Annotated in this window: 13 protein-coding genes; 5 read left to right on the top strand and 8 right to left on the bottom strand. The window is 56.3% G+C overall.

The window, feature by feature from the left end; translation table 11 throughout:
• Positions 1-147: 147 nt before the first annotated feature.
• The 5 genes from EnteroDNA1_RS09985 to EnteroDNA1_RS09965 form a co-directional block, all read right to left on the bottom strand.
• Entirely contained in the window at positions 148-1218 is a 1071-nt protein-coding gene (locus tag EnteroDNA1_RS09985) for an ABC transporter ATP-binding protein (protein WP_023333294.1), read from the bottom strand.
• Entirely contained in the window at positions 1211-2980 is a 1770-nt protein-coding gene (locus EnteroDNA1_RS09980) for an ABC transporter permease (protein ID WP_064673492.1), read from the bottom strand. The genes EnteroDNA1_RS09985 and EnteroDNA1_RS09980 overlap by 8 nt, the downstream gene beginning before the upstream one ends.
• Positions 2981-3060: 80 nt before the next feature.
• Entirely contained in the window at positions 3061-4149 is a 1089-nt protein-coding gene (locus tag EnteroDNA1_RS09975; RefSeq protein ID WP_023309072.1) for an ABC transporter substrate-binding protein, read from the bottom strand.
• Positions 4150-4317: 168 nt separating this feature from the next.
• Positions 4318-5013 carry a response regulator gene (locus tag EnteroDNA1_RS09970; RefSeq protein ID WP_075202213.1) on the bottom strand — a complete coding sequence of 232 codons (696 nt, stop codon included), beginning with the start codon at positions 5011-5013 and terminating at the stop codon, positions 4318-4320.
• Positions 4997-6637, bottom strand: a complete 1641-nt coding sequence (locus EnteroDNA1_RS09965) for an ATP-binding protein (protein WP_069303272.1) — start codon at positions 6635-6637, stop codon at positions 4997-4999. Before EnteroDNA1_RS09965 ends, EnteroDNA1_RS09970 begins: the two co-directional genes overlap by 17 nt.
• 176 nt (positions 6638-6813) lie before the next feature.
• On the opposite strand from EnteroDNA1_RS09965, the gene yjdI reads away from it, so the two are divergent.
• The gene (yjdI, locus tag EnteroDNA1_RS09960; RefSeq protein WP_008499689.1) at positions 6814-7044 is read left to right on the top strand and encodes a 4Fe-4S mono-cluster protein YjdI; all 231 of its coding nucleotides are present in this window, start codon (positions 6814-6816) and stop codon (positions 7042-7044) included.
• A 10-nt stretch (positions 7045-7054) separates the two neighbouring features.
• The gene (locus EnteroDNA1_RS09955; RefSeq protein ID WP_008499687.1) at positions 7055-7327 is read left to right on the top strand and encodes a GNAT family N-acetyltransferase; all 273 of its coding nucleotides are present in this window, start codon (positions 7055-7057) and stop codon (positions 7325-7327) included.
• 27 nt (positions 7328-7354) lie between these two features.
• Here the strand turns inward: EnteroDNA1_RS09955 and EnteroDNA1_RS09950 are convergent, their stop codons facing one another.
• Complete coding sequence (locus EnteroDNA1_RS09950; RefSeq protein ID WP_069303271.1) at positions 7355-7966, bottom strand: LysE family translocator; 612 nt, start codon at positions 7964-7966, stop codon at positions 7355-7357.
• Positions 7967-8081: 115 nt separating this feature from the next.
• Here EnteroDNA1_RS09950 and EnteroDNA1_RS09945 point away from each other — a divergent pair, with 115 nt between their 5' ends.
• On the top strand, positions 8082-8534 hold the full coding sequence (locus EnteroDNA1_RS09945) for an Lrp/AsnC family transcriptional regulator (RefSeq protein WP_029742214.1): 453 nt from the start codon (positions 8082-8084) through the stop codon (positions 8532-8534).
• A 55-nt stretch (positions 8535-8589) separates the two neighbouring features.
• Here EnteroDNA1_RS09945 and EnteroDNA1_RS09940 read toward each other — a convergent pair whose 3' ends face one another.
• Both EnteroDNA1_RS09940 and EnteroDNA1_RS09935 read right to left on the bottom strand, forming a co-directional pair.
• Positions 8590-9819, bottom strand: coding sequence for an amino acid permease (locus tag EnteroDNA1_RS09940; RefSeq protein WP_047060044.1), 1230 nt, complete (start codon positions 9817-9819; stop codon positions 8590-8592).
• 119 nt (positions 9820-9938) lie between these two features.
• Complete coding sequence (locus EnteroDNA1_RS09935) at positions 9939-10400, bottom strand: multidrug/biocide efflux PACE transporter (RefSeq protein ID WP_032660189.1); 462 nt, start codon at positions 10398-10400, stop codon at positions 9939-9941.
• A 105-nt stretch (positions 10401-10505) separates the two neighbouring features.
• On the opposite strand from EnteroDNA1_RS09935, the gene EnteroDNA1_RS09930 reads away from it, so the two are divergent.
• Positions 10506-11372 (top strand): LysR family transcriptional regulator, encoded by an 867-nt coding sequence (locus tag EnteroDNA1_RS09930; protein WP_069303270.1) that lies wholly within the window; start codon positions 10506-10508, stop codon positions 11370-11372.
• 93 nt (positions 11373-11465) lie between these two features.
• The gene (locus tag EnteroDNA1_RS09925) at positions 11466-12644 is read left to right on the top strand and encodes an acetyl-CoA C-acetyltransferase (RefSeq protein WP_038417283.1); all 1179 of its coding nucleotides are present in this window, start codon (positions 11466-11468) and stop codon (positions 12642-12644) included.
• The last annotated feature ends 167 nt before the right edge of the window (positions 12645-12811 follow it).

Below are 12811 nucleotides of genomic sequence, written 5' to 3'. Positions count from 1 at the left end.
ATGGAAAGAAGGGTCAGGTGAATATTTAAGTCGGAATGCATTAACAATAATAACTGGCGCCACCAATCCTGGCATCTGTGCATTTCTTTGTTTTGTAGACCCGGTAAGCGAAGCGCCACCGGGCCATGGCAGATTAATATTGACTCATCACCCTTTCGGGAACACCCAAACATGCTTCTCAGGCAACGAAAGATGGCAGTGCTGCGGATCCCGAACCTCATGTCCATACGCGCGGATCACAAAATCATCTCCCACCGTGCGGAACAGGTACTCCCAGCGGTCGCCGAGATACATGCTGGTGAGCAGCGGCAGCTCAAGCTGATTTTCCCCTGGTCCCTCGACCACCGCCACGCGCTCGACGCGGATCACAGCCGTCGCTTCTTCACCGCTCTGCACCCCTTCACCGGCCTGGCCCCACAGCACCCAACCTTTTCCTTCGATACGCGCTTTGCCGTCGCGCACTTCGGTGACTTTGCCGTGCAGGCGGTTGTTGCTGCCCATAAACTCGGCGGTAAAAAGCGTTTTCGGCGAGCCGTACATCTCCTGCGGCGTGCCCTGTTGCTCAATTTTGCCGTTGTTAAGCAGCAGGATGCGGTCGGAAATCGACATCGCTTCGTTCTGGTCGTGCGTCACCATCAGCGCGGATAACCCGAGCTTGATAATCAGCTCGCGCAGGAACACGCGGGCCTCTTCGCGCAGCTTGGCGTCGAGGTTGGAAAGCGGCTCGTCCAGCAAAATTACCGGCGGGTTGTACACCAGCGCCCGGCCAATCGCCACGCGCTGCTGCTGCCCGCCGGAGAGCTGGTGCGGGTGACGTTTGCCAAGATGGCCCAGACCAAGCTGGTCCAGCACGTCCTGCACGCGCTGCTGGATCTCTTTGGCCGGGACTTTGCGAAGCTTGAGCGGATAGGCCACGTTCTCAAACACGGTCTTGTGCGGCCACAGGGCATAGGACTGGAACACCAGCCCAAGGTTACGCTCTTCCGCCGGGACCTCGCTGCGCGGCGTGCCGTCGTAAACTTTATTATTGCCAATGACAATGGACCCCTGCGTCGGTTTTTCCAGACCCGCAACGGCGCGCAGGAGGGTGGTTTTACCGCTGCCGGAGGGGCCTAACAGTGAGACCACTTCGCCGCGCTTCAGGTTCATGGAGACACCTTTTAAAACAGGATTGTCGCCGTAGGTTAAGTGCAGATCGTCAACCGCTAATTCAATCATGTATTTTCACTCCGAAACGAAGGGCAATGCCCAGACCTACCACGACCAGCAGGATGTTAATGAAAGAGAGCGCCGCCACGATATCGATGGCACCCGCGGCCCAGAGGGAAACCAGCATCGAGCCGATGGTCTCCGTGCCGGGTGAAAGCAGGTACACACCCGTTGAATATTCGCGCTCAAAGATCAGGAACATCAGCAGCCACGAACCGATAAGACCGTAGCGGGAGAGCGGGATGGTGACGTGGCGGGTGATCTGCCCGCGCGTCGCCCCGGTGCTGCGCGCCGCTTCCTCAAGCTCTGGCCCTACCTGCAGCAGCGTGGAAGAGATCAGCCTCAGCCCGTAAGCCATCCACACCACGGTATAGGCCAGCCAGACGCTGAAAATGGTGCTGCGCAGCGAACGCAGCCAGACGATGACGTTTTCACGCATCCAGTCGGTCCAGGCGAACCCGGAAAGCCAGCCGGATTTCAGCGAGTTATCCAGCCACATCGGCAGGAACAGGAACACCCACAGGAACGCCAGACCCGCCAGCAGGCCAGGCACGGCGCGCGGCACCAGCACGCTGTAGTCCAGAAAACGCGTGGTGTTGTCCGGTTTACGGTGCATGGCAATGCCGACAAACAGGTAGCACGCCACGGCCAGCGCGCCGCCAATCACGCCAATCGCCATGGAGTTGACGATGGCGCGCAGCAGGTTGGGCTGCGCCCAGATGGTGCGGAAGGTGTTCAGAGAAAGCTCGTCCCACAGCGAAACGCCCACGCCCCAGTTGGAGATAAACGCGCGCAATACCACGCCGAGCAGCGGAACGCCGATGGTGACGGTGAGCCAGAAGGCAATCACTCCGCCAGCCACCCAGCGCCATTTACCCAGCGGCAGCGCGCGGGCCTGCGAAGCCTTGCCCTTCATGGTGACGAAGCGGTTGGCGGTGCGCATCAGGCGACGCTGGAGCATCACCAGCGGGATGGTGATGCAGATCAGCACCACGGCAACCGCCGCCATCAGGTTATAGGATGGGGTGCCCATCTTGTTCGTCAGCTTATAGAGATAGGTCGCCAGCACCATGTTGCCTTCCGGGTCGCCGAGGACCAGCATCAGGCCGAACACTTCCAGCCCGAGGAAGAACAGCAGTACGGTAGCGTACAGAATGGACGGGCGCACCATCGGCAGGCTGACGGAGGTCATCACCTGCCAGGGCGACGCGCCCGCGGTGCGCGCGGCTTCTTCCACATCGGAGCCCACGCTGCGCAGCGCAGACGAGATATACAGATAGGCGTGCGGGACGTGCGTCAGGCCGGCGATGACCACAATGCTCGACATGTCGTAGATATTCCACGGCACAAAGCCAATCAGCGCCTGAGCCCACTGGGAGAGAAAGCCCACCGGACCGGCGGCCACCACGTAGCCGAAGCCCAGCACCATCGGTGAAACGAAAATCGGGACCAGGATCAGCGGCTCAATCAGCCGGCGGCCGGGCAGGTCGGTACGCACCATCAGAAACGCCAGCACGCCACCCAGCGGAATGGAGATAAAGACCAGCCCGAAAGCAAGAATAAAGCCGCTTTTCAGGGCCTTATAAAAATCAGGGTCGGTGAAAATAAACTCAAATGATTCAAAGCTCCACTCTTTTGACGGCGAAAAGAACGGGGCGGACAGGAAGCTCTGTATCACGATAAACGACAGCGGCGTATAGATAACCAGGGCGGTTATCAGCACGACGATGCCTCGCGGCAGGCTTTGCCACTTTCTGCGTAATGTATTCATGGGGTATCCCTGGTGTTGCGGCCCAGAAAAACGAACTCAGTCGATAAGGGAGCGCGGCGACCTGCGCCGCGCTCAGACGCTTATTTACCGGCGGCGGTACGCCACTCTTTGATGTACTCCAGGCGTTTTTTCGGCTGCAGGTATTCCAGCAGCGTTTCATCAACCGGAATTGGCTTCAGCGCGTTGCCGAGGATTTTGGTCAGGCCGTCGATATCGTTTTTCCCTTCGATATCGTTACGAATGGAGGGAATATCCGCCTGATTGGCCAGAATGTTTTGCCCTTGTTCAGACAGCACATAGTCCAGCCACAGCTTCGCGGCGTTGCTGTTTTGCGATTGCTGGCTGATGAACGACACGCGCGACAGCACCAGGGTGTAATCTTTTGGATAGGAAATGCCGAGCGAAGGATCGTTCTTCGCGCGCGCTTCCGCGTAGGAACCGAGGATGTTGAAGCCGATCAGGTTTTCACCGGAGGAGACGCGCTCCATCATGGTGCCGGTAGACGACTGCACTGATAAGCCACCTTTGGCGACGTCGGCCAGGGTTTTGAAGTAATTAGGATCGGCGTTGTGATCCTGAACCGAGAGCATAAAGCCCAGACCCGATTTTTCGATGTCGTAGGTGGTGACTTTGCCCTTGAATTTGTCCGTCTGGCTGGCAATCAGTTTCGCCAGCGCGGCGTGAGAATCCGGCACGTCGCCAGCCGGGATCAGGCGCTTGTTGTAGATAAAGACCACCGGCTCATAGGTAGTGCCATAAGCCTTATCCTTCCAGACCGCCCATTTCGGCAGCTGGCTTTGCTCCGGCGATTTATACTCCATGGCGTAGTCGGTGGCGAGCTTCAGGCCGGTGTCCATAGAGGAGCTCCAGACCACGTCGCCGCTCACGCCACCGGAGGCCTGTTCGCTGATGAAGCGGTTGTACAGCTCGGTGCTGTTCATGTCGTTGTATTCGACTTTAATGCCCGGGTAGGTTTTTTCGAAGCCCTGGATCAGCGGTCCCGCGGCCTTGATGTCGGTGGTGGAGTAAATAACAACCTTGCCCTCTTTCGTTGCGGCATCAACAACTTTTTGATACTCAGCAGGATAGCCCTGCGGCAGGGCAGAGAGTGCAGAAGCAGAGAACAGTACAGTAGCGGTAAGCAGAGAAATTCGGAACGTGTTCGACATTATAGTTAACCTTTTAGTTACATTTGAGGAACTAATTGTCAACATAGCGTATCGGGCTCCACCCACAAGAGGGTGAAGCGGGCAATGATTCCGAAGTGTGATTGTCGCCGTCGTTTCAGCAATTAACACCATAAAATCCGCGAACGTTAGCCTGTGAACGATTCTGGATTACGGTTTATCGGGCGCTTTGCGGTATAACCTTCGCGGATGACCTATATTGCCATACAGCATTTCGACGCTGATTAACCCGCTCTCCACGCAGTATTCAAGGTAGCGACGCCCCGTGGTTTTGCTGATCCCCACGTTTTCCACCACCTCTTCAACCGACATCGCGGTATCGGGATGCTCGGCGAACAGGTTTTTAATCCGTTCCAGCGTTTGGGGTTCAATGCCCTTCGTCGACGGCGTAATGGAGGCTTCCGCGGCGGGAAGATTAAACAGGCGATCCAGCGCATGCTGGTCGACCACCTTCACCTGCTGCACGGTGTGGATGAAACGCATAAACCGCTCCAGCGAGGCGTGCAGGCGCTGGAAAAAGACGGGCTTAATCAGGTAGTCAAACGCGCCGCTGCGCATGGCGTGGCTGCAGGTCTGCATATCGCTGGCGGCGGTGATGAAAATCACCGAGCATTCGTAGCTTTTCAGAAGGGGGTTATCAATTAACTCCACGCCTTTACCGTCCGGGAGATAGTTGTCCAGCAGGATAAGTCGCGGCTGGTGCTGACGAATCAGGCTGCATGCCTGCTCAATCGACGCGGCGATGCCCACCACGCGCAGATGGAAATTCTGCTCGATATACTCGCGATGCAGCTCCGCCAGGTGCGGCTCATCTTCAACTATCACAACGTCAAGTGGTCGGGTCATGCTGTCGCCCATTCGGAATAAACACAGAAAAAATAGTGCCCTGCGGCGTGTTGTCGGCAATCTCAATGCTGCCGCCGGCCTTGTCGATATATCCTGCCACCAGGAACAGGCCAATACCGTGCTCGGTACCCACAATGTCGTTTTCGCTGTCCGGCTTGCTGCTGAATCCCTGGCGGAAAATGTGCGGCTTCAACGCATCGTCCACCCCGCAGCCCCGGTCAGCCACCTCGATCAGCAGCTCCTGGTTACGGTCAGAAATGTAGAGTTCTACCGGCGCGTGGACCGGCGCGTTGAGTGTCGCCTCCACGGCGTTGTCCAGCAGGTTACCAATAATGGACATCAGCTCCGTTTCACTCAGCGCTGCAGGCATCCGGGTGAGCTGGCAGGCGGGGTCAAACAGCAGCTCGATGCCTTTTTCGCGCGCGCTGACGTATTTTCCGAGCAGCAGCCCGCACAGCGCCGGGGAGACAAAATGGGCTGAGACAAAGTCCAGCACGCGCTGCGCGCCTTCTGACTGCACCTGAATGTAACGGATCGCCTCGTCATAATGTTTCATCTGCAGTAGCCCGACCAGAGTGGCGGTCCAGTTCAGCTGTTCGTGGCGCATAATGCGCAGGTTATCCGCATAGCGTTTGATCTGACTGAGCTGGCTGCTGAGCGTGTTGATGTCATTTTTGTCGCGAAAGCTGTATACCCAACCGCTTTCAACGCCCGGTTCGACCTCAATGGCTACCCGGTTGACGATCACCTCGCGCTGGTTCAGCACCGCAATCTGGTCGTGGCTGCCAGCGCTCACCGAGGCGTAGCGCTGGGATAAAAATCCCGGCGCCGTCTGCAGAATGTCTTCCAGCGGTTTCCCGATAAGTTCATTCTCACTTTGCCGAATATCCAGCATTTCGCGTGCCGCGCGGTTAATTAAAATCAGCTGCTTCTCGCCATTAACGGCAAATACCCCTTCGTACATGGCATCTAATAGCGCGCGCTGCTGCAAAACCAACTGAGCGATATCTTTCGGCTCCAGCCGGAACATCTGTTTTTTTAAATTGCGGGTAAACAGCCAGGAGAAAATAAAAAGCAGCAGCAGAAGCGCTGCGCCGTATAGTCCGGACTGCCAGAGAATGCGGGCGTTAATATTGGCAATATACGAGGTCAGATAGCCGACCGAGACAATACCAATCACCTGATGCTGCGCGTTGAAGATGGGCGCTTTGCTGCGTAGCGACACGCCAATCCCGCCCTGACGCACGGAAATAATGGTTTTGCCCTTTAACACCTCGGCATTATCCCCGCCGATCATCGGTAAATTAATACGCTCCGGGGATTCCGAATGATAAAGGTGCTGCTCCTCGGTATCGCCAATCACAATGTAGCTGGCATCGCTTTCGGCGCGCAGCGGCTGAATTAACCGGGCTATTCCCGGAATATCTCTGGCCGCTACCATTGTCGCCAGACCCGGCATCAGCGCGATCTGGCTGGCCTGAACCCGGGCGCGCTGGCCGAGATCGTGATGGAGCTGTCGGTCAATAAAATGGAACAGGATTGTTCCCAGCAGAACTAACAGCAGGCAGGAGAAGCACACCAGCGCTAAAAACAGCTTTACCTGAAAAGAGAGTCTGCGTTTCATTCAACCTGCGGAAGTTATGTAAAAGTGACATTTGCCGAGCCTGACATGGGCCAATAGCGGACGCAATCTGGCGAGAAAAGAGTTGTGACCTGGCTTTTCGTTTTCGGCGTTATAGCCATCATGATCCCGTAAGGCTATGCTTCATTCAGCACGATAATAATTACAGAGGCAATGTCATGGATAAAGAACTACTGGATGCGGGTTACCGGGCCTATACCGGCGAGAAAATTGACGTTTACTTCAATACCGGGATCTGCAAACACTCAGGTAACTGCGTGCGTGGGAGCGCAAAGCTGTTTAATCTGAAACGTAAGCCGTGGATCATTCCCGATGAAGTGGACGTTGAAACGGTTGTACGCGTGATTGATACCTGCCCGAGCGGTGCGCTGAAGTATCGCCAAAAATAAGCGAGGAACCATGGATATTCTGGAAGGCCATAACAAGTTTTACGTCAATGATGCGAACGGCAACCAGGTTGCGGAGATTGTCTTTGTACCGACCGGCGAGCACCTGAGCATTATCGAGCACACCGATGTGGATGAGAGCCTGAAAGGGCAGGGCGTCGGTAAACAGCTGGTGGCGAAAGTGGTGGAGAAGATGCGCGGTGAGAACCGTAAAATTATCCCGCTGTGCCCGTTCGCGAAGCATGAGTTTGATAAAACGCGGGAATATGACGATATTCGGGCGTAAATAACACCGGCGATGGCCGGTGTTTTTTCATCGCGCCTGCTCAAACAGCAATACCATTGCGATCAGCACCATTATCCCTCCTGACGCCATGCTCACCCTACGCGCCGCCTGTGGCCGGGTCGCCAGTACCGCTTTCGAACCATACCCCACCAGCAGATAGACCAGCGTACAGGTGATAAGGTGCATCACGCCAAGCGCGGACATTTGCATCGCTAGCGACCAGCTTCCGGTCGGGTCGGTAAACTGCGGAAGCAGCGCCAAAAACAGTAAAAACACTTTCGGGTTAAGGCCGCTAATGCAGAGTCCTTTCATCGCCCACTGTCTCCAGTTTCCCGCATGGTGGGTGGCCTTTTCCGGTGCGGCCGGGTGACGCAACAGTCCGATGCCAAGCCAGAGGAGATACACGGCCCCCGCAACGGTCAGCCCGGTTAACGCCAGCGGATGCTGAGCAATCACTACGCCCACGCCAGCCACCACAATCAGCGTAGCTAACAGATGCCCGGACATTAACCCCATCACCGCCGGTACCACACGTCGCCCGTTAATCCCGGCGCTAATGGCGTAGGCCCAGTCGGCGCCCGGCGTCATGATGAGCAGAAAAGAAACCACCCAAAAGCCGGCCACAATACTCATTTCCATCGTCGTGAAAACTCCCGCAGTGCGTCAAACATTGAGAAAAAGAATATCGCTAACCCTGCGAAATAGGCTTTCAATGTTATGCTCATAACACCGTGAAAATGAGAAAATCTTCCACATGGATAGCATCGATCGAAAAATTCTTGCTGAGCTACAGTCTGATGGCCGTTTATCCCTGACCGAGCTGGCAGAAAGAGTGAATCTGAGCCTCTCGCCGTGCCATCGTCGCGTGCGGGCGCTGGAGCAAAGCGGGGCGATAACGGGATACCGTGCCAGCCTCGACCCCGCCAAAATGGGATTCAACTTCCTGGCGATAGTGTTTGCGACGCTGAAGGAGGGTGACAGAAAGGCGGTTAGCGCGTTTGAAGCGGCGGTGGAGGAAATCCCGCAGATCGTGCTGGCACAGCGTCTGTTTGGCGATCCCGATTATCTGATGCACGTCGTGACCCGCGACCTGTCCGCTTTCCAGAAACTCTACGACGAGAAGCTCTCCGCCATGCCCGGCGTGCAGCACCTTCGCTCTACGCTTGTGATGAAAACGGTCGTGCAGGACAGACCTTTTCCGCTGTAATCAGCAGGGCGAGACTGAGAGGCATGCCCGGCAGAACGCCGGGCATGCAGGGCGTTTAGCCGACAAACATCACCGACACGCACAGCACGCCGACGATCAGCGTCAGCAGGTTGCCAATGGAGCGGTACTGTTTCAGTGACGGGATCAGATACGTCGACAGCGTCGGCATGATAAACAGGATCATGGCGATAAGCGGGCCGCTGATGGCGTAAATCATCGAAATGGCGTTCGGGTTAATGCAGCAGACGGCAAAGGTGATTAACGACACCCCCATAATGGAAATCGCGCGGTTAAAGGCGCGGCTCTTTTTCACGCCCACCTGATTGAGCGACGACTTCACGATCTCCGTCGCCCCTTCAATCACCCCAAAATAGGTGCCGAGGAACGATTTCGACATCGCAATAATCGCCACGATAATCCCGGAAATGCCCAGCCACGCCGGTGAAGAAGGCATCATCGACAGCGCGGACAGGATCGTTACCCCTTGCTCTTTGGCGGCCACAATGTACGACGGCGGAATTGAGAGCAGGCAGCTGAAGACAAAAAACAGCACGCTCAGGCAGATGATCAGGTACGCCACCTTCATGATTTTCTTGCATTTATCCATGGCGCCGTTAGCAAATTTCTCGCGACGGTCAACGGCAAACGTTGAGATAATCGGGGTATGGCTGAAAGCAAACACCATCACCGGAATCGAAATCCATACCTGATGCAGCGTATGACGATCGAACGCCATCTGGCTGGTCAGCAGCGAAGGTTGCCAGCTTCCGGTCAGGTAGAGCGAGACAAACAGAAAATAGGCAATCAGCGGAAACACCAGGAAGCCCATCACTTTTATCGTGATATGGCGCCCCATCAGGAAGATCAGATTCAGAACCAGCACCACCCCCAGGCTGACCAGCACGCGAACGGCGGTATCCACCGTCAGGTGTTTCGCCAGCTGCTCCGTGAGCGAGTTGGTGATGGCCACCGCATAAATCTGCACCACCACAAAGAAGGCGATGAAATAGAGCGTGGTGATCAGGTTGCCAATCTTCCTGCCGTAATAGTGCGAGACGGCGCCGGTGATCCCTTCGTTGCCTTTTGTTTTCGACGACAGGATAAATTGCGCCAGCGCCCGGTGCGGCCAGTAGGTTAAGGGATAGGCCACGAGGGCGGTAATAAACAGGACGATAGCGCCTGCGGAGCCCAGCTGAATGGGCAAGAACAGCGTTCCTGCGCCCACGGCCGTGCCATAGAGAGCGAAACTCCATAGAGTCTCATCTTTTGACCAAATTTTCGACATTAGAGCAACGTATCAACTATCAAACCATCGGAATGGCGTGCAATTTACCATAGTTATGCCTGAAGAGCGCAGTTGCTTCGACGGAGTTTGGCCGGAACGGGCGTCCGGCCAGAGGCGGTTTAGCCTGCCAGGGCTCGCCGTTGCTGGCGACGCTTAAGAAATTTCTCGCGCAGGCAATCGTATGCCCAGTTATAGAACATGGTGTAGGGCAGGAAGAACAGGAAGAAACCTATTTCCAGCGTGAATGCCTGAAGCAGGGTAACGCCCAGCACGGCGGCGACAATCGACACGCCAATCACAATAAACCCGCATTCGAACCCCAGCGCATGCAGCGCACGTACTTTTGCGGTACGTTTGACGCGCTGAACGGGCCAGAAACGGTCGAAGCCGAAGTTATAAAGAATGTTCCAGAGCATGGCGGTAGTGGCCAGAATAATGGTCAACCCCCCCATCTCCACCACGGAACGCTGCATGAGCCACGCCGCCGTAGGGGCGAGGATAGCCGTAGCAATCCCTTCGAAACAGACAGCATGAAAGATCCGCTCCGGCAGTTTACGTTGGAGTGCATCCTGATGTTGCATAGTCATAGACCTCATTAATTCGCCGGTATGGGCGTTGATGCAGCCTATTTTCATCGCTAAAGCTGATATATTAAAGATAGTATCCATCGCTAAAGTAGATAGGTTATGCGCTATTCACCCGAAGCCCTTAAGGCGTTTGTCGAGACCGTTGCGGCGGGCTCTTTTTCCGCTGCCGCGCGAAGGCTGCGTAAAAGCCAGTCGACGATCAGCACGTCAATTGCCAATCTTGAAGCCGATCTGGGTTTTGAGCTGTTTGACCGCTCGGCGCGCCAGCCGGTGTTAACGGTCCAGGGAGAACAGGTGCTGGGCTACGTGCAGGCGATCCTGGCCGCCAGCACGCGGCTGGATGAGCTGGCGGTGTCGCTAACGGCGCAAACGGAGGCGCGCCTGACGTTTGTCCTTTCCGATACCCTCAACCCGGACGTGCTGGAAGATATGATGAAGCAGTTTGACGCGCATTTTCCCCATACGGAATTCGAATGTCTGATTGGCGAGGAAGAGGACGTGATCGATCTGCTGCAAAAGGAGCGAGCGCAGATTGGCCTGACGGAAGCGCGCGACAGTTACCCTACGGATATTGGCGTCACCCGCCTGCCGATGCAGACCCGCATGGCGATCTACGTCGCGACCACGCATCCGCTGGCCGGACAACATGACGCTCAGCATGACGAGCTGCACGGCTGGCGAGAGCTGCGGCTCAGCACCTATCTTGAGCGCGAGGCTGAGATCGCGCGCGGGCCCGTCTGGTCAGCACCGAATTACCTGTTACTCTTGAGTATGGCGGTACAGGGATTTGGCTGGTGCGTGCTGCCGTGCGCGCTGGTGGATGAATTTGCCGCCGCGAAATCCCTGGTACAGCTCAATGTTCCCGGCTGGCCGCGGGCGATCGGCATCGATCTGCTGTGGAATAAACGATCCCCTCCCGGCGTTGCCGGCAGCTGGCTGCGGCAGTATCTGCAGGATGCGCGCTGATCCTTGTGATTAAACTCACTATTTTTAAACAATTAAGATAATTGCCAGTAACAATCCTCTACTATCGTCATGTCATTTAACACAGAGGTCGTGATGAAAGATGTCGTAATAGTGGGTGCGTTGCGTACAGCTATCGGCTGTTTTCAGGGAGCGCTCGCGCGTCACTCGGCGGTTGACCTGGGCAGCGTGGTGGTAAAAGCGCTGGTGGAACGCAGCGGGATCGCAGCACATGAAGTTGATGAGGTGATCCTGGGACAGGTTCTCACGGCCGGTGCCGGGCAAAACCCTGCGCGTCAGGCGGCGCTGAAGGGCGGGCTGCCCAATACCGTTTCGGCCATCACCATCAACGACGTCTGTGGTTCAGGATTAAAAGCGCTGCATCTCGCGACGCAAGCCATTCAGTGTGGTGAAGCGGACGTGATCATAGCGGGCGGGCAGGAGAATATGAGCCGCGCGCCGCACGTGTTGACCGACAGCCGGACCGGCGCACAGCTTGGCAACAGTCAGCTGCTCGACAGCCTGGTGCATGACGGGCTTTGGGATGCGTTCAATGACTATCATATGGGCGTGACGGCGGAAAACCTGGCGCGCGAGTACGGCATCAGCCGTGAGGTGCAGGATGCCTATGCGCTAAGCTCGCAGCAAAAAGCGCGTGCGGCAATTGATTCCGGTCGCTTTCGCGACGAGATTGTCCCGGTCAGCACGCAGCGTCAGAGCGGCGAGCGTATCCTCGTGGATACCGATGAACAGCCGCGCACTGACGCCAGCGCAGAAGGCCTGGCGAGGCTGAATCCCGCGTTTGAAATGCAGGGCTCGGTGACGGCGGGAAATGCCTCTTCCATTAACGACGGCGCTGCCGCCGTTATGATGATGAGCGAAAGCAAAGCCCTTGAACTCGATCTTCCGGTCCTGGCCCGCATCAAGGCGTTCGCCAGCGTAGGGGTTGATCCTGCGTTGATGGGGATCGCTCCGGTCTACGCGACCCGCCGCTGCCTGGAGCGCGCGGGGTGGCAGCTTTCGGATGTGGATCTGATCGAGGTGAACGAAGCCTATGCCGCGCAGGCTATCTCCGTCGGAAAAATGCTGGAGTGGGATCCCCTGCGGGTCAACGTTAACGGTGGCGCGATCGCGCTGGGCCATCCTATCGGTGCGTCCGGCTGCCGAATCCTGGTTTCGCTGGTCCACGAAATGAAAAAGCGCAATGCCCGCAAAGGGATTGCCACACTCTGTATAGGCGGCGGGCAAGGGGTGGCGCTGGCTATCGAACGCTAACCTCTTCTCATTAAAAATGACCTCCTCCGGGAGGTTTTTTTTCGCGTCCTTTTTCTCCCGGCGGCTTAATTGTGATCCGAACATCATTTTCGCTATAAACAAAAATAAAAATGAAACGTTGTTTTAAATATAATTGAAAAGCCCGCTTTATGCCGATAGTATGTGCT

Origin of the sequence: Enterobacter sp. HK169 (assembly GCF_001719105.1) — a bacterium.
GTDB lineage: Bacteria > Pseudomonadota > Gammaproteobacteria > Enterobacterales > Enterobacteriaceae > Enterobacter > Enterobacter asburiae_B.
This window is presented reverse-complemented; position numbering and strand designations above follow the sequence as displayed.